Raw genomic sequence first — 16,824 nt, forward strand, 5'->3', positions numbered from 1 at the left:
GAATACTTATAATGTGGTTTTGATCTCGTTTTTAAGTAACGCGTTACATAGAATACGCAACAAAATACAACCCTCCTCAAATTTGGAGCCGACATGTCCCATGTTTTGCATTTTATTTTAGCACTAGTGGTGGTAGCGGTGCTGGCCTTGCTGGTCAGCAACGATCGTAAAAGCATCCGTCTTCGTTTTATCGTACAGCTTCTGGTGATCGAATTGTTGTTGGCGTGGTTCTTCCTGAACTCCTCCATCGGTCTCGGCTTCGTGCAGGGCTTCGCTGGGTTCTTTGATCATCTGCTCAAATATGCCGCCGAAGGCACCAACTTCGTGTTTGGCAATATGAGTGAAAAAGGTCTCGCCTTCTTCTTCCTCAACGTGCTTTGCCCAATCATCTTTATCTCTGCGTTGATTGGTATTTTGCAGCACTTCCGCATCTTACCTTGGGTGATTCGCGGTATTGGTACCGTACTGTCAAAAGTAAACGGTATGGGCAAACTGGAATCTTTCAACGCCGTAAGCTCTCTGATTTTGGGACAGTCAGAAAACTTTATCGCCTATAAAGATATCCTCGGCAAAATGTCACAGCGCCGCATGTACACCATGGCAGCGACCGCCATGTCGACGGTTTCCATGTCAATTGTCGGCGCCTACATGACCATGCTGCAGCCAAAATATGTAGTGGCCGCGCTGGTATTGAACATGTTTAGCACCTTTATCGTGCTGTCGCTGATTAACCCGTACCGCGTCGATAGTGAAGAAGATCTGCAATTGCAGGATCTGCATAAAGGCCAGAGCTTCTTCGAAATGCTGGGCGAATACATCCTCGCCGGTTTTAAAGTAGCGATGATCGTCGCTGCGATGCTGATTGGTTTTATCGCCTTAATCACCGGTCTGAACGCGCTGTTCGATCTGATTTTCGGCATCAGCTTCCAGGGCGTGCTGGGTTATGTGTTCTATCCATTTGCGTGGGTGATGGGCGTTCCTTCACACGAAGCGCTGCAAGTGGGCAGCATCATGGCAACCAAACTGGTTTCCAACGAATTCGTGGCGATGATGGATCTGCAGAAAATCGCTGGTCAGCTGTCACCGCACTCGGAAGGCATTCTCTCGGTGTTCCTCGTCTCCTTTGCTAACTTCTCTTCTATCGGGATTGTGGCGGGCGCGATTAAAGGTCTGCACGAAGAGCAAGGTAACGTGGTTTCACGCTTTGGTCTGAAACTGCTGTACGGTTCAACGCTGGTGAGCGTGCTGTCAGCCGCTATCGCTGGCCTGGTGTTGGCCTTCTGATCAAAGGGGCGAGCTACGGCTCGCCCTTCTCTTCTTATTTATTTCAATCGGTTCTATCCCGCCTCGCCCCGGCTTTTCCCCCGCCATCACCCGCTTCACCGTGAAACGCAAAACCTTTGCACAATATTGAATTTCCGTTCATACCGCCTGCGCCCGTAGTTTTTCTCCATGACGTCACTTCAGGAGAACCGCATGAGCATTCAATTCCTTGGCATGATTGGCCACCGCCTCGCCTCCGAGATTATCCCGGCTAGCGGCCCGCTGTTCGATAAAGAGTACATTGCACGTTTTGCGCGTGCGCATGAAGACGCTGGTTTTGATCGCATTCTGGTGGGCTATTGGTCGGATCAGCCGGATGGCTTTCTGGTGACCGCGCACGCGGCGGCGCACACCTCAACGCTGAAATTTTTGCTGGCGCATCGCCCCGGCTTTGTCTCGCCGACATTAGCGGCGCGCAAACTGGCTTCCCTTGATCACCTCACCGACGGCCGTTTAGCGGTGCACATTATTAGCGGCGGTAGCGATGCCGAGCAGCGCCGCGACGGTGACTTCCTCAACAAAGCCGAGCGTTATGCGCGCAGCAATGAGTTTCTCACCGTGTTGAAGCAGAGCCTCGAATCTGCGCAGCCGTACGATCATCAAGGTCCTTTTTATCAGGTCGAACAGGCGTTTTCGGCCATCAAACCGTTGCAGAAAAAACTGCCTATCTATTTTGGCGGATCGTCGCAGGAAGCGATTGATGTCGCTGCACGGCATGCCGATGTGTTTGCGCTGTGGGGCGAACCGCTGAAAGGTGCTGAGGAGACGGTACGCAACGTGCGCGCTGCTGCTGCCAGACAGGGGCGCGAAATCAACTTCAACATTTCGTTCCGCCCGATTCTTGGCAAAACGGAGAAAGAAGCCTGGGAACGCGCGGAACACATCCGCGCCACGGCAGAGAAACAACTCAAAGAAACTGGCTTTGCCTTTGGCAAGGTTAAACCGCAGAGCGTTGGCGCACAGCGTTTACTCGCCGCCGCCAATGAAGGCGATCGTCTGGATAAAGTGTTGTGGACCGGCGTCGCAAAACTGGTTCAGGGCGGCTACAACTCCACCGCGCTGGTGGGAACGCCGGAGCAGGTCTCCGATGCGCTGCTGGAATATTATCGCCTTGGCATCCATAGCGTACTGATTCGCGGCTTCGACCCGCTTAACGATGCAGTGGAATATGGCCGTGAGCTGATCCCGCTGACGCGCGAGAAAGTCCATGCGCTCTCCGCCGCCGATAAAAGGAGCGCCTGAGTCTGATGAGCCATTATCAGCACCATCGTCTGCGCGATTTCGTCGCCAATCTGGCTAATCTGCTGGAGACAAAGCCCGAGGAAGCCACGGTGTTACAACGTGGCAGCGAGTGGCTTGGCGAGCTGATTCGCCACGACGACTGGCTGGACGACGCCTTTAGCCAACCTCATCCCGAACACTATCAACAATATTTGTTGTATGCCGATGCGCAGCAGCGCTTCTCGGTGGTGAGTTTCGTTTGGGGGCCGGGCCAGCAAACGCCAATTCACGACCATCGCGTATGGGGATTGATTGGCATGATGCGCGGCGCGGAAATTTCACAATCCTGGCAGCCGGGGCCGAACGGATTGCAGCCGGAAGGCGCTCCCGTTCGACTCGATCCTGGCAGCGTTGAAGCGGTATCGCCAACGGTGGGCGATATCCATCGCGTCAGCAACGCCTATGACGACCGCGTCTCCATCAGCATTCACGTTTATGGCGCCAACATTGGCGCGGTCAAACGCGCGGTCTACCGCGAAGACGGCAGCGAAAAAACGTTTATCTCCGGTTACAGCAACCGCTACTTACCGAACATTTGGGACCTTTCACATGACTAAACCGGTTTTCCCTTTACGCCAGGCGGCGGAACTAATGGATGCGCTGCGACAGCAGCAGGAAGTGGCGATTGTCGATGTGCGCGATGAAGCGCTGTTTGCCACCGCGCATCCGCTGTTTGCGGTGAATATTCCGCTGTCAAAACTGGAGCTTGAGCTGCTGGACCGCATTCCGCAACGCACCACTACGATTACGCTGTATGACGGTGGCGAAGGCCTGGCACAAACCGCCGCCGAGCGCATTGCCGCACTGGGTTACAGCAATGTCGCGCTGCTGGCAAATGATTTGGCCGGCTGGCAAGCGGCGGGCGGCGAACTGTTTATCGACGTGAATTCACCCAGCAAAGCGTTTGGCGAGCTGGTTGAGCATCACAATCACACGCCCTCTTTGTCAGCGGACGACGTGCATCAGCTGATTAACAGCGATGCTAACGTGGTGGTACTCGATGCGCGCCGTTTCGATGAATATCAAACCATGAGTATTCCAGGCGCCACCAGTGTGCCGGGCGGTGAGCTGGTGCTGCGCGTGCGTGATATCGCGCCGTCGCCGGAGACCACGGTGATTGTTAACTGTGCCGGTCGCACACGCAGCATCATCGGTACGCAATCGCTGGTGAACGCCGGGATTCGCAATCCGGTGTTCGCGCTGCGCAATGGCACCATCGGCTGGACGCTGGCCGGACATGCTCTGGATAAGGGCCAGTCGCGCCGCTACGGCGAGACCAGCGAAACCGCTCAGCGTCAGGCGGCGAACAATGCGCGCAGCATCGCAGATCGCGCCGGTGTAGAACGTATCCTGCTTGCCACGCTGAAGCGTTGGCAGCAAGAGACGCGCACCACTTATCTGTTTGATGTGCGTGATGCCGACGAGTACGCCGCCGGGCATCTGCCTGGCAGCCGCCACGTACCGGGAGGTCAACTGGTACAGGAGACCGATCATTACGCCAGCGTACGCGGTGCGCGCATCGTGCTGATTGATGATGATGGCGTGCGCGCCAATATGACCGCATCCTGGCTGGCGCAGCTTGGCTGGCAGGTTTCGGTGCTGGAGGAGCTGCAGGCCAGTGATTTCAGTGAAAGCGGTAACTGGAAAGCGCAGGTGCCGCCCGTTGCTCAACCCGAATTCATCTCACCGCAGCAGTTAGCAGAATGGTTGCAGGAAGGGCAAACGCAGGTGCTGGATTTCACAACGCGCGCGAACCATCTCAACAGCCATATTCCGGGCGCGGCCTGGTTGCTGCGCTCTACTCTGCAACAGCAAGGCAAAGCGTTGTTGCCGGAGGCGCGTCGCTATGTATTAACCTGTGGCAGCAGCCTGCTGGCAGGCTATGCGGTGGAACAGGTGGCTGAGCTGACCGGTAAACCGGTATTTGTGCTGGAAGGCGGTAACGCTGCCTGGCGTGGTGCGGGTTTGCCGACGGAGCAAGGAGAACAGCATCTGCTGTCACCTGCTATTGATCGCTATCGTCGCCCGTATGAAGGCACCGATATTGAAGCAGGCGTGATGCAGGCTTATCTGGACTGGGAATACGGTTTAGTGGTGCAGCTGGATCGCGATGGCACGCACGGTTTCCGTGTGCTGCAATTGCAGCCGCAGGTAGCAACCGTCTGATAGCGTATTCTGTGGGGGCATTGCTCTCATGCAGATTGGTCGCCATAAATGGCGACCCTACGAAACGACAAAACCGCAGTTAAATGCGTTGCGTTTAGAAGGTGATTTTTTTGAATGTGTTCAGAATGAACAGAGATTTGGTGGAGATAAGCGGGATCGAACCGCTGACCTCTTGCATGCCATGCAAGCGCTCTCCCAGCTGAGCTATACCCCCACATCTGGAAATCATTTTTCGGTCAAACCGTTGGGAGCGGTTTGGTGGAGATAAGCGGGATCGAACCGCTGACCTCTTGCATGCCATGCAAGCGCTCTCCCAGCTGAGCTATACCCCCGAACCGAAAAACTGCCGAGTAAACTCGACGGACGGGATAATATGAAACCGCCCCTTGAGTGTCAACGTCAAATTCTCGTTCTGTGTTTGATCGCTGAAAAAGGCGTCAACCCCGCGTCAGCATGGCTTTTTTTTCGACACGCCATCCCAAATCGCTTCTATTTATATGCGCTATCCAACAATGCTCACCAAACCCAACCTCAACCCAGCGTTAATTTAAGGTTAAAGATGTTAGGAGCGGTCTTGTTTTCGTTAAAAGTGCGTGTAAAACTTAGCGCGCTAATTAACCGGTCATCCTGCCAGGGTGTTCTCTCAATGACCGGCCAGCAACGTCCCCCATTAATCCATATAAGAAAAGTGAATTATGTCGCTGCATACACCTAAAGAGATCGCCCAACTGGCGATTCAAGCTGGCGTGACTAAAAGCCGCCTTCCTATCTCCACCTTGTTAATTCTTGGCTTTATGGCCGGTGCGTTTATCGCTACCGGTTTCCTGCTTGATCTGCATGTCATTAACCAACTGCCTGCTGAATGGGGCTCATTCGGCGTGCTGCTCGGCGCAGCGGTGTTCCCGGTTGGTTTGATCATGACGGTGCTGGCGGGCGGTGAGCTGCTGACCGGTAATATGATGACGATGCCTATCGCCTGGTTCGCGCGTCGCATCAGTGGCTTCAGCGTACTGCGTAACTGGTTTTGGGTGACCGTCGCTAATTTTATTGGCAGCGTTGCGGTAGCATGGTTTTTTGGTCACATGCTGGGCATGACCGAGGGCGATTACCTGAAGAAAACCGTGGCAATTGCGCACGCTAAAGTGAATGCCGATTTCCTGCACGCCTTTATTTCCGGCGTGGGCTGCAACTGGCTGGTGTGTCTGGCGGTGTGGCTCGCCTTCGCCAGTAAAGATGTGGTGGGTAAAATCTTCGGTATGTGGTTCCCGGTGATGGCGTTCGTGGCGATTGGCTTCCAGCACGTTGTCGCTAACATGTTTATTGTTCCGGCGGCGATTTTTGCCGGTCAGATGAGCTGGGCGGAATTTGCGCCAAACGTGATTGCAGTGTTCCTTGGTAACGGCGTGGGTGGTGCAATTTTTGTTGGTCTCACCTATTTCATCGCTTTCCGTCCGGAACAACCCGCAGTGAGCGAAGCACAATAACCGAATTTTGCCTTTTGTTGGAGTACAGAAGGCATTTTCTACCCAGGTTACTTTTCCCCGTTACGTTTTGTTGTAATATGTAGAACTAATGTATTTAACAGGGACTGCATCGTGAAAAAGGAATGGCTTACTCCCGAGGAGCTCGCGCTGGAAACGGGCTACAGTCGGCAAACGGTGAATAAATGGATCAAGCGTGAAAACTGGACAACCACGCCAAAGCCCGGTGTTCAGGGCGGTAAAGCGCGATTGATCCACATTGATGAGCGCGTAAAGAGCTTTGTTCAATCCACCCGCCACGCTAACGAACCCGCGGCTAATTACGGTGCACAACAAAATACGTTACCTGCGTTATTAATAAATTCTGTCCAGCAAATGACGGCAGCGGAGCAAGAGCAATTTGCTGCGTTATTACTGCGGGAGGGAATTCGAGGCGTACTGGAACGTCTGGGGATTCAGGAAGCATAAATAAGCCGGAAGCAGATGCTTCCGGCTTTTTCATATTATGCGTTTGCTTCACGCTCAGCGATGAATGCTAGCGCTTTCTCAATACGCGCAACGCTGCGGCTGCGTCCAATCGCTTCTACCGTCACATCCAGCGCCGGTGACTGGCCTGAACCGGTCACCGCCACACGCAGTGGCATTCCAACTTTACCCATGCCCAGCTCCAGCTCATCTGCCGCAGACTGAATTGCATGATGTACATTCTCAGCGTTCCAGTTGCTGTCGCTGATGGCGCCCAGTTTGTCGCGTACCACTTCCAGCGGCTGACGCGCGACCGGACGCAGGTGCTTCTTCGCCGCGTCAGCATCAAAGGCTTCAAACTCTTCATAGAAGTAACGGCAAGATGCCGCGATCTCTACCAGAGTTTTGCAACGCTCGCCCAGCAAGGTAACCAGCTTGGCCAGTTCTGGACCAGTGCGGGTATCAATCTTCTGCTGCTCAATGTGCCATTGCAGCTGCGTAGCAACATATTCTGGCGGCAGCGTATTAATGTAGTGATGGTTCAGCCACTGCAATTTTTCAGTGTTGAAAGCACTGGCCGATTTGCTCACCGCATCCAGTGTGAACAGCTCTGCCATTTCCGGCACGCTGAAAACCTCCTGATCGCCATGTGACCAGCCGAGGCGCACCAGATAGTTGAGCAGCGCTTCCGGCAGATAACCGTCATCGCGATACTGCATCACACCGACCGCGCCATGACGCTTAGACAGCTTCTTACTGTCATCGCCAAGGATCATTGAGACGTGCGCATAGGTTGGCACTTCTGCACCGATCGCTTTCAGGATGTTGATCTGGCGTGGCGTGTTGTTGATATGGTCTTCACCACGAATCACGTGAGTGATGCCCATATCCCAGTCATCCACTACTACACAGAAGTTGTAGGTTGGCGAACCGTCGGTACGACGAATGATCAGATCATCCAGCTCCTGATTGCTGAATTCAATCGGGCCACGAATCTGATCGTCAAAGATGACAGAACCATCCTGCGGGTTGCGGAAGCGCACCACGCACGGCTCATCAGCAGCGTGATGTTCATGGCTGTCGCGGCAGCGGCCGTCATAACGCGGCTTTTCGCCCTTTTCCATCTGCTCTTCACGCAGCGCATCAAGACGTTCTTTACTGCAGTAGCATTTATAGGCCGTGCCCGCTTCCAGCATGTCGTCGATCACCGCGTTGTAGCGATCAAAACGCTTGGTCTGATAATACGGACCTTCATCCCAGTTAAGGCTAAGCCAGTTCATGCCATCCATGATGGCTTCAATGGCTTCCGGTGTGGAACGCTCCAGATCGGTATCTTCGATACGCAGAACAAATTCGCCTTTGTTATGGCGAGCATAAAGCCAGGAGTAAAGAGCAGTACGAGCACCGCCTACGTGCAGATAGCCCGTTGGGCTGGGTGCGAAGCGAGTTTTGATTTTCATTCAGCATTGCCTTAAATGCGCAGGTTTCATTGTCTGGATGACAAAAAAACGGGTTAACGCGAAAAAACAGTGCGCACATTCTAGCAGGTGAGGCTGATTCCTCAATGATTGTCGCGGTGGCATCCCGGTTTGATGTGCGCTTTTCTGCTAATAAAACCAGCACATTGGCGAAAAGCGCCCCACGATGATTATTTTTAAAGCGAACGCACATTTAAGTTTTAAAAACCGTTGACTCACTTTGAAGGATCCCTATAATGCGACTCCACACAGCGGGGGTGATTAGCTCAGTTGGTAGAGCATCTCCCTTACAAGGAGGGGGTCGGCGGTTCGAGCCCGTCATCACCCACCACTCTTTAGAAGGTTTAAAGATGGCCCGCAGTGAACAAGAGATAAGATATGGGTGATTAGCTCAGTTGGTAGAGCATCTCCCTTACAAGGAGGGGGTCGGCGGTTCGAGCCCGTCATCACCCACCATATCTTAGTCCGATGACACTCTTGTTAAGCAGTACGAAGTGGGTGATTAGCTCAGTTGGTAGAGCATCTCCCTTACAAGGAGGGGGTCGGCGGTTCGAGCCCGTCATCACCCACCACTTCGGGTCGTTAGCTCAGTTGGTAGAGCAGTTGACTTTTAATCAATTGGTCGCAGGTTCGAATCCTGCACGACCCACCAATGTAGAAAGGCGCCCTAAAGGCGCCTTTTTGCTATGCGTAGAATTTGTCCTCACGCTCGCCAAATCCCAACACATCTTTTCGCAAGCTTAACACTCCCTGCCCTCAAGCCTCCCGCTGCTCTGACCGATAACGATAATGGTCTATTGCAAGGAGAAAACCATGTCTATATCCAGCGTTAGTAGTGTCAGCACCGCCAGTAGCGGCGGCGGTTCTACCTCTGAAATCGCCAGCCTTAACAAGCAGATTCAATCCATCACCAAGCAGCTGAAAGATCTTTCCAGCGACGATACGCTCACCGATGAACAAAAATCGGAGCAGGAGCAGATGCTGCAATCACAGATTCAAATGATTGAAGCGCAAATCGCGCAGATTGAGCAGCAGCAAGCCGAGAAAGCGCAGCAGAAACAGGAAGCTCAGCAACCAGCGGCGAACAAAGCCGATGGTATTAACCGTCCAACCGATACCAATCAGATCAACGTGTACGTTTAAAACGCCGGCTTTAGCATGCGTTGTTGCGTCAGCAGGGCCGCCTGCTGACGCACTTCCTGCCAGATCGCTTCTGCGGCGGGTGTCAGCGAGCGGTTTTTACGCTTGATCAGCATCAGGCTGCGATTAATTTCCGGATAGAGACGTCGCACCGTGAGTTTGCGTCCTGACGGCAACGGCAAGGCCAGCGCGGGCAGAATACTGATGCCAATCCCCGCTTCCACCATTGGATAAAGCGTGGCGGGATGGCCGATTTCCTGCACCACATTCACACTCAATGCCAGCTGTTGCAGCGCGGCATCAACTAATACGCGGCTGCCAGAAGCATAATCCTGCAGCACCATATTGCGTCCGGCCAGCATCGACCACTGCGCCTGCTCAATTTGCGCCAGCTCGTCATCTTCATGACACAGCAGCAAAAAAGGCTCCTGCAAAATCTCTTCGCTATCGAAATCGGTGTCGTTGAGCGGGCCAATCACAATGCCAAAATCGACCTCCGCATTACGTACGCTTTGCAGCACCCATTGCTGCACGCGGTCATGCAGGATGACACGGATATCCGGATAGCGCTGCTGGCTGCTGGCCAGACACTGCGGCATAAGATGGGCAGAAGGTGTTTGGCTGGCGGCAACACGCACCGTGCCACTGCGCTGTTCGCCATAACTGCGCACATCCAACACCGTGGTATTGAGATCTTCCAATAAACGATTAAGCCGCGTGGCCAGCTGCTGCCCCGCTTCGGTCAGCATCACTTCTCGCGTGGTGCGATCCAGCAAACGTACGCCCATTTCCGCTTCCAGCTCTTTAATGCTGTGACTTACCGCCGACTGACTCAAACCAATCGCTTGACCCGCCAGACTGAAGCTGCCGTGATGCGCCACCGCCACAAAGGTTCGCAGCTGACGTAAAGTGTAATTCATCGATATCGCTCATAGATTGATGCAATAAATCAATTTTATTTCTAAACCCAGCGGGCGCACAATCAGCACCATCAATTTTTTAAATTTAACCGGATTTTAACAATGGGATTTTTACGCCTCGATCCGATGATGATTAAACTCATCATCACCGTGCTGCTGGCCAGCTTCATTCCTGCCAAAGGCGTGTTTGTCGACATCTTTGAATATCTGACCACCGCCGCCATTGCGCTGCTGTTCTTTATGCATGGCGCCAAACTGTCACGCGAGAAGATCATTGCCGGCAGCAGCCACTGGCGTTTGCACTTGTGGATTATGTGCAGCACCTTTGTGATTTTCCCGATTATTGGTTTGCTGATTGTCTGGTGGCATCCGGTTAACGTCAGCCCGGAAATCTACACCGGCTTTATCTATCTGTGTATTCTGCCGGCGACCGTGCAGTCGTCTATCGCCTTCACCTCAATGGCGGGCGGTAACGTCGCCGCAGCGGTATGCGCAGCTTCGGCATCCAGCCTGCTCGGCGTTTTTGTTTCGCCGCTGCTGGTGAATCTGGTAATGAATGTGCATAGCGAAATGCCGGGCAACGGCCTGGAGCAGATTGGTAAAATCATGCTGCAACTGCTGGTGCCGTTTGTTTTCGGACATTTGTCGCGTCGCTGGATTGGCGCGTGGGTCGAGAAACATCGCAGCCTGATTGGTAAAACCGACCAAACCTCGATTCTGCTGGTGGTTTACTCCGCGTTCAGCGAAGCGGTGGTGAACGGCATCTGGCATCGCGTTGGCGTGGATACGTTGCTGTGGATTCTGGTTGGCAGCGTGCTGGTGCTGTTTATTGCACTGGCAATTAACCTGGCGGCATCGCGCCTGTTTGGCTTTAGCCGTGCGGATGAGATTGTGGTGCTGTTCTGTGGCTCGAAAAAGAGTCTGGCGAACGGTGTGCCGATGGCCAACATCCTGTTCCCGGCCAGTTCCGTGGGGATTATCGTGCTGCCGCTGATGATCTTCCATCAGGTGCAGTTAATGGTGTGTTCTTTCATTGCCCAGCGCTATAAAGCCGGCAATGAAAAACGGCTGGCGCAGCAGCAAGTCGAAGCGCAGAAGTCCTAAGTAAAACGGTCCGCAAATGCGGGCCGTTTTGTTATTCACTGCGCTTGAGCGGTTTAATTAAACCTTCCAGACCTTCGATCTTAATCGTCAGCGTCAGCTGCATCAGTTCGCCTAACTTACCGGCCGGAAATTCATCTTTACGGGCGAACCACAGCAAATACTCCTCCGGTACATCAATCAGCACTCTGCCCTTGTACTTGCCGAACGGCATCACGGTATTGGCGATTTCAACCAGTTGCTGTTTATCCACGTTAGGCTCCGAGCAGGCGAATCATTTCCGCTTCGTCGATCACCGCAATGCCGAGTTCCTGCGCTTTCGCCAGCTTGGAACCGGCCGCTTCACCCGCAATCAGCAAATCGGTTTTCTTCGACACGCTGCCGCTCACTTTAGCGCCCAGCGCCACCAAACGTTCTTTGGCATCATCACGATTCATCTGCGACAGAGAGCCGGTCAAAACCACGGTTTTACCGGCAAACGGACTATCAATCTCTTCGACATTGACCACTTTAACCTGCGGCCAATGCACGCCAATCTCTTCGGTAAGATCGCGAATAACGGCGCGGTTGCTCTCTTCATCCATAAAATTACGCACATGCGCCGCCACCACTTTGCCGACATCCTGCACTTCAATTAGCGCATCAAGATCGGCGTTCATCACTTTTTCCAGCTCGCCAAAGTGATTGGCAAGGTTAGCGGCGGTAGCTTCGCCGACTTCACGAATACCCAGCGCATAGAGGAAACGCGCCAGCGTGGTGGATTTGGCCTTTTCCAGCGCATCAACCACGTTCTGCGCCGATTTCGGCCCCATGCGATCGAGTCCGGTTAGCTTACCGGCGGTAAGACGGAACAGATCGGCGGGCGTTAAGACGTACTCTTTCTCAACCAGCTGATCGATGATTTTGTCGCCCATGCCATCAACATCCATCGCACGACGCGAAACGAAATGTTTGAGCGCTTCTTTGCGCTGCGCGCCACAAATCAGACCACCGGTGCAGCGCGTCACCACTTCCCCCTCCACGCGTTCAACGTCTGAACCGCACACCGGGCAATGACTTGGAAAAACGATTTCACGCGTCTCTTCCGGGCGCTCCGATTCCACCACATTGACCACTTGCGGAATCACATCACCGGCGCGGCGAATCACCACTTTGTCGCCGATGCGCAATCCCAATCGGGCGATTTCATCAGCGTTATGCAAAGTTGCGTTGCTCACCACAACACCGGCAACCTGAACCGGCTCCAGTCGCGCCACTGGCGTAATCGCGCCGGTGCGGCCTACCTGGAATTCGACATCGCGCACGAACGTCATCTGTTCCTGCGCCGGGAATTTAAAGGCCACAGCCCAGCGCGGCGCACGCGCCACAAAGCCGAGCTGCTCCTGCAGCGCCTGTGAATCGACCTTGATAACCACGCCATCAATGTCGAAGCCGAGCGACGGGCGCTCTTGCTCAACCTGACGATAAAACGCCAACACTTCATCTGCGCTGTGTGCCAGGCGAATACGATCGGTGACCGGTAATCCCCACGCCTTAAACTGTTGCAGACGTTGCCAATGGCTGGCGGGCATTTCACCGCCTTCCAGCAGACCAAATCCGTAGCAGAAGAAGGTCAGCGGACGTTTGGCGGTAATGCGCGGATCGAGCTGACGCAGCGAACCTGCCGCTGCGTTACGGGGGTTTGCAAAGACTTTCGCGCCGGTGCGGCGTGCTTCTTCATTCAGCTTTTCAAAGCCGCTTTCGGTGATGAATACTTCGCCACGCACTTCAACGCGTGCGGGAATGTTATCGCCATGCAGACGCAGCGGAATGGCGTGAATAGTACGCACGTTCGCCGTGATGTTTTCCCCGGTAGTGCCATCTCCGCGTGTCGCCGCGCGCACCAGCAGGCCATCTTCATACAGCAAACTCACCGCTAAGCCATCCAGCTTGAGCTCGCAGCAATAAGTCAATTCGTCAGTGCTTTTAAGGCGATCCTGCACGCGTTTGTTGAAGGCAAGGAAGCCCGCTTCATCAAAGGTGTTATCCAGCGACAACATCGGCACTTCATGACGCACTTGCTCAAAAGCCGCCAGCGGTGCCGCGCCCACGCGTTGTGTCGGGGAATCAGGCGTAATCAAATCAGGATGAGCGCTTTCCAGCTCGCGCAGCTGAACCATCAATCGGTCATACTCTGCATCCGGAATCTCCGGCGTATCCATCACGTGGTAGAGATATTCGTGGTGACGTAACGTGGTGCGCAGCGCGGTAATCTGCTCCTGAACCGATTTCATAGTCTCTTATCCGATAAAAAACCCCCGACATGCGGGGGTTGTATTTGTTTTGACTCAGCTAGCGGCGATTAACCGATAACTTCGCGAATACGCGTTTTGTAGGTTTCCAGCTTCTGCGGCGTCATCATGCGACGCTCATCATCCAGCACCACGCCGCCCACATCATCAGCGATACGCTGCGCGGATTGCAGCATCAGTTTGAAGTTCTGGTTCGCATCGCCGTACGACGGCACCATCATAAAGATGGAGATGCCAGGCGTTGAGAAGTTGCCCATCTGATCCGGATCGAATGAACCCGGTTTCACCATGTTCGCCAGGCTAAACAGCACCGGACCGCTGCCTGCTGGGCTAAGATGGCGATGGAAAATGTTCATCTCACCAAACTGGAATCCGGCTTGCAGAATACCCTGCAACAGCGCTTCACCGTTCAGTTCGCCGCCCGCGTGTGCAGCAACATGCAGCACTAATACCGCTTCTTTTTTACTGCCCGGCGCAGCAGCCGCTGGCTGTGGTGCTTCCGGTTGATGTGCAGCTGGCGCTTCAGGTTCGAATTCTGGCTCTTCAGCTGCCAGGAATTCTGGCGCAGGCTGCGTCGCGGAAAGCGGTTCGTTGTCCAGCAGTGGATCGGCCTGCATCGGTTGTGGTACAGGCGCTGGCGTAGGCTTCGCCACGGGCGCTTGCGGCGCCACTGGCTTACGCACTTCAGGTTCGTCATCCAACAAAGGATCGCCCAATAACGGGTCGGCCTGACGTGATGCCGGTTGACGCACAGGTTCAGGCGCACGCGGTGCGCTCGCTGGACGCGCAGTGAATTCAGGTTCTTCATCCGCATCACGATGACGACGTACACGAACTTCGCCGACGCCATCATCTTCTTCGCTCAGCAGATCTTCATCGGCTTCTTCGCGCTGTTTCAGACGTTTGTGCGGGCGATCACGAAACACGGAGGAGCGCTCTTTACGGCTGGTCCACAGTCCATGAAGTAGCAGCGCTATTATGGCGATCGCGCCAACAACGATTAATATCAGACGCAAATCCTGCATCATTGTATTCTCTGTTGTTCCAATACCTTGCCACCACGGCAAACTTTATCCTCTAACTGTATTTGCCCAGCTAAACAAGTGCAAGTCTGTGCAGTATTTTCTGACAAATTAGATAGCTGCCCCACGCTTTTTTGCTGTTTTTTCGCGCAAAGCTGGCCTGAAGCCGACAAAAAGCCAGGTTATGATGGTCGCGCCGCTATATTTAGGAGAAAGGCTCGCTATGCCCGCAGGAAATTCGGTCTCAACTTTTAATGGTGTTCACTACTTCGCTGAAGGATGGAAACTGGTGCGCCTGCCCGGAATTCGTCGCTACGTTATCATGCCGCTACTGATCAACATCGTGCTCCTTGGCGGTGCTTTTATCTGGTTGTTTCAGCGTTTGGGGCAGTGGATCCCAGCATTGATGTCACATATCCCCGACTGGTTGCAGTGGCTAAGTTATCTTCTGTGGCCGCTATCGGTGATTTCGATTGTGTTAGTGTTCAGTTATTTCTTTTCGACGCTGGCGAACCTGATTGCCGCGCCCTTCTGTGGCTTGCTCGCCGAACAGCTTGAAGGGCGATTGACCGGAACGCCACTGCCCGATAGTGGCTGGATGGCCATGGTTAAAGATGTCCCGCGCATCATGAAGCGAGAGTTACAGAAGCTTGGCTACTATTTGCCGCGTGCGCTTGGTTTACTGTTGCTGCACTTCATCCCTGGATTTGGACAAACGGTGGCGCCGTTTCTATGGTTTTTATTCAGTGCGTGGATGCTGTCCGTGCAGTATTGCGATTACCCCTTTGATAACCACAAAGTGAGTTTTCAGCAGATGCGTCAGGCGCTGCGCCAGCACAAAAGCGCCAATATGCAGTTTGGTGCGCTGGTGAGCCTGTTCACCATGATCCCGATTATCAATCTGGCGATTCTGCCAGTGGCGGTATGCGGAGCAACGGCCATGTGGGTCGATCGTTATTATGCACAACATGCGCGCCGCTAAAGCTTTAAAATGCCTTATGCATTTTTGCGTAAGGCTTATGGTTGTGCGCTATATAGATATGCGATTTCTTTCCTTCCGCACATCATTAGAACAGGTATGCTCTGAGGGTTCCCAATATTTCATACAGTTAAGGACGAGCTATGAGTAAGATCTATGAAGACAACTCTCTGACAATTGGTCATACGCCGCTGGTTCGACTGAACCGCATCGGTAACGGCCGCATTCTGGCTAAGGTCGAGTCGCGCAACCCGAGCTTCAGCATCAAATGCCGTATCGGTGCCAATATGATTTGGGACGCGGAAAAACGCGGTATTTTGAAGCCGGGCGTTGAACTGGTGGAACCCACCAGCGGTAATACCGGTATTGCGCTGGCTTACGTTGCCGCAGCGCGCGGTTACAAGCTGACGCTGACCATGCCAGAAACCATGTCTATTGAGCGCCGCAAGCTGCTGAAAGCGTTGGGTGCTAACCTGGTGCTGACCGAAGGTCCAAAAGGCATGAAAGGTGCCATCGCGAAGGCAGAAGAAATTGTCGCCAGCGATCCGGATAAATATGTGCTGCTACAGCAGTTCAGCAACCCCGCTAACCCGGAAATCCACGAAAAAACCACCGGCCCAGAAATCTGGGAAGATACCGACGGTGAAGTAGACGTGTTCATCGCGGGTGTCGGCACCGGCGGCACGCTAACTGGCGTGAGCCGCTATATCAAGAACACTAAAGGCAAGAAAGAGTTGATTACCGTTGCCGTTGAGCCAACCGATTCACCGGTCATCGCTCAGGCGCTGGCGGGCGAAGAGATCAAACCGGGTCCACATAAAATTCAGGGCATTGGTGCCGGCTTCATTCCTGGCAACCTTGACCTGAAATTGATTGACCGCGTAATCGCCATCACCAATGAAGAAGCCATTAGCACCGCACGTCAGCTGATGGAAGAAGAAGGCATTCTGGCAGGTATCTCTTCAGGTGCTGCCGTTGCCGCTGCACTGAAGCTGCAAGAGGATGAAGCCTTCGCCAACAAGAACATCGTGGTGATCCTGCCCTCCTCCGGCGAACGCTATTTAAGTACCGCACTGTTTGCCGACCTCTTCACTGAGAAAGAACTGCAGCAGTGATGCTCAAAGTCTGAAACTGACGAAAAAAGCACCCGCATGGGTGCTTTTTTGTGGTGCAGATC

At 53.8% G+C, this 16,824-nt stretch carries 15 protein-coding genes and 6 tRNA genes; 14 read left to right on the forward strand and 7 right to left on the reverse strand.

Annotated elements, in window-relative coordinates; all coding sequences use genetic code 11:
* Nucleotides 1-93 precede the first annotated feature (93 nt).
* From AC6I8A_RS14025 to AC6I8A_RS14040, 4 genes are all read left to right on the forward strand, one after another.
* Nucleotides 94-1,284 (forward strand): NupC/NupG family nucleoside CNT transporter, encoded by a 1,191-nt coding sequence (locus AC6I8A_RS14025; RefSeq protein ID WP_008101354.1) that lies wholly within the window; start codon nucleotides 94-96, stop codon nucleotides 1,282-1,284.
* Between the two features lie 192 nt (nucleotides 1,285-1,476).
* Nucleotides 1,477-2,565: an LLM class flavin-dependent oxidoreductase gene (locus AC6I8A_RS14030; RefSeq protein WP_436333505.1), complete on the forward strand. Its 1,089-nt coding sequence runs from the start codon at nucleotides 1,477-1,479 to the stop codon at nucleotides 2,563-2,565.
* A 5-nt stretch (nucleotides 2,566-2,570) separates the two neighbouring features.
* Nucleotides 2,571-3,161, forward strand: a complete 591-nt coding sequence (locus AC6I8A_RS14035) for a cysteine dioxygenase family protein (RefSeq protein ID WP_497818682.1) — start codon at nucleotides 2,571-2,573, stop codon at nucleotides 3,159-3,161.
* Complete coding sequence (locus tag AC6I8A_RS14040) at nucleotides 3,154-4,770, forward strand: rhodanese homology domain-containing protein (protein ID WP_497818683.1); 1,617 nt, start codon at nucleotides 3,154-3,156, stop codon at nucleotides 4,768-4,770. The genes AC6I8A_RS14035 and AC6I8A_RS14040 overlap by 8 nt, the downstream gene beginning before the upstream one ends.
* A gap of 138 nt (nucleotides 4,771-4,908) precedes the next feature.
* Here AC6I8A_RS14040 and AC6I8A_RS14045 read toward each other — a convergent pair.
* Both AC6I8A_RS14045 and AC6I8A_RS14050 read right to left on the reverse strand, forming a co-directional pair.
* Nucleotides 4,909-4,984, reverse strand: a tRNA-Ala gene (locus AC6I8A_RS14045).
* A gap of 42 nt (nucleotides 4,985-5,026) precedes the next feature.
* Nucleotides 5,027-5,102 (reverse strand) — tRNA-Ala (locus tag AC6I8A_RS14050).
* Nucleotides 5,103-5,465: 363 nt separating this feature from the next.
* Here AC6I8A_RS14050 and AC6I8A_RS14055 point away from each other — a divergent pair.
* Both AC6I8A_RS14055 and AC6I8A_RS14060 read left to right on the forward strand, forming a co-directional pair.
* Nucleotides 5,466-6,254, forward strand: a complete 789-nt coding sequence (locus AC6I8A_RS14055) for a formate/nitrite transporter family protein (RefSeq protein WP_256697035.1) — start codon at nucleotides 5,466-5,468, stop codon at nucleotides 6,252-6,254.
* 111 nt (nucleotides 6,255-6,365) lie between these two features.
* Nucleotides 6,366-6,719 (forward strand): YfeC-like transcriptional regulator, encoded by a 354-nt coding sequence (locus tag AC6I8A_RS14060; protein WP_256697036.1) that lies wholly within the window; start codon nucleotides 6,366-6,368, stop codon nucleotides 6,717-6,719.
* 35 nt (nucleotides 6,720-6,754) lie between these two features.
* Here AC6I8A_RS14060 and gltX read toward each other — a convergent pair whose 3' ends face one another.
* The gene (gltX, locus tag AC6I8A_RS14065; protein WP_497818684.1) at nucleotides 6,755-8,176 is read right to left on the reverse strand and encodes a glutamate--tRNA ligase; all 1,422 of its coding nucleotides are present in this window, start codon (nucleotides 8,174-8,176) and stop codon (nucleotides 6,755-6,757) included.
* A gap of 273 nt (nucleotides 8,177-8,449) precedes the next feature.
* Between gltX and AC6I8A_RS14070 the strand changes: the two genes are divergently transcribed.
* From AC6I8A_RS14070 to AC6I8A_RS14090, 5 genes are all read left to right on the forward strand, one after another.
* Nucleotides 8,450-8,525, forward strand: a tRNA-Val gene (locus tag AC6I8A_RS14070).
* A 49-nt stretch (nucleotides 8,526-8,574) separates the two neighbouring features.
* Nucleotides 8,575-8,650 (forward strand) — tRNA-Val (locus AC6I8A_RS14075).
* A 40-nt stretch (nucleotides 8,651-8,690) separates the two neighbouring features.
* Nucleotides 8,691-8,766, forward strand: a tRNA-Val gene (locus tag AC6I8A_RS14080).
* Nucleotides 8,767-8,770: 4 nt separating this feature from the next.
* A tRNA-Lys gene (locus tag AC6I8A_RS14085) sits at nucleotides 8,771-8,846 on the forward strand.
* 161 nt (nucleotides 8,847-9,007) lie between these two features.
* Complete coding sequence (locus AC6I8A_RS14090) at nucleotides 9,008-9,337, forward strand: FlxA-like family protein (RefSeq protein ID WP_154155757.1); 330 nt, start codon at nucleotides 9,008-9,010, stop codon at nucleotides 9,335-9,337.
* On the opposite strand, the gene AC6I8A_RS14095 is transcribed toward AC6I8A_RS14090, so the two are convergent.
* The gene (locus AC6I8A_RS14095; RefSeq protein WP_256697038.1) at nucleotides 9,334-10,254 is read right to left on the reverse strand and encodes a LysR family transcriptional regulator; all 921 of its coding nucleotides are present in this window, start codon (nucleotides 10,252-10,254) and stop codon (nucleotides 9,334-9,336) included. The two genes, AC6I8A_RS14090 and AC6I8A_RS14095, sit on opposite strands and share 4 nt — an antisense overlap.
* A 102-nt stretch (nucleotides 10,255-10,356) precedes the next feature.
* Here AC6I8A_RS14095 and AC6I8A_RS14100 point away from each other — a divergent pair, with 102 nt between their 5' ends.
* Entirely contained in the window at nucleotides 10,357-11,358 is a 1,002-nt protein-coding gene (locus AC6I8A_RS14100; protein ID WP_497818685.1) for a bile acid:sodium symporter family protein, read from the forward strand.
* A 31-nt stretch (nucleotides 11,359-11,389) separates the two neighbouring features.
* Here the strand turns inward: AC6I8A_RS14100 and AC6I8A_RS14105 are convergent, their stop codons facing one another.
* The 3 genes from AC6I8A_RS14105 to zipA form a co-directional block, all read right to left on the reverse strand.
* Nucleotides 11,390-11,608 carry a DUF3820 family protein gene (locus tag AC6I8A_RS14105; protein WP_008107783.1) on the reverse strand — a complete coding sequence of 73 codons (219 nt, stop codon included), beginning with the start codon at nucleotides 11,606-11,608 and terminating at the stop codon, nucleotides 11,390-11,392.
* Between the two features lies 1 nt (nucleotide 11,609).
* Nucleotides 11,610-13,628: an NAD-dependent DNA ligase LigA gene (ligA, locus tag AC6I8A_RS14110; protein WP_479486062.1), complete on the reverse strand. Its 2,019-nt coding sequence runs from the start codon at nucleotides 13,626-13,628 to the stop codon at nucleotides 11,610-11,612.
* A 68-nt stretch (nucleotides 13,629-13,696) separates the two neighbouring features.
* Nucleotides 13,697-14,674, reverse strand: a complete 978-nt coding sequence (gene zipA, locus AC6I8A_RS14115; protein WP_436332544.1) for a cell division protein ZipA — start codon at nucleotides 14,672-14,674, stop codon at nucleotides 13,697-13,699.
* Between the two features lie 217 nt (nucleotides 14,675-14,891).
* Between zipA and cysZ the strand changes: the two genes are divergently transcribed.
* Both cysZ and cysK read left to right on the forward strand, forming a co-directional pair.
* Nucleotides 14,892-15,650: a sulfate transporter CysZ gene (cysZ, locus tag AC6I8A_RS14120; RefSeq protein ID WP_436332545.1), complete on the forward strand. Its 759-nt coding sequence runs from the start codon at nucleotides 14,892-14,894 to the stop codon at nucleotides 15,648-15,650.
* A gap of 140 nt (nucleotides 15,651-15,790) precedes the next feature.
* Nucleotides 15,791-16,762, forward strand: a complete 972-nt coding sequence (cysK, locus tag AC6I8A_RS14125; RefSeq protein ID WP_008107790.1) for a cysteine synthase A — start codon at nucleotides 15,791-15,793, stop codon at nucleotides 16,760-16,762.
* Nucleotides 16,763-16,824 lie beyond the last annotated feature (62 nt).

Source organism: Pantoea sp. X-Soil-ISGK-275 (assembly GCF_059730795.1).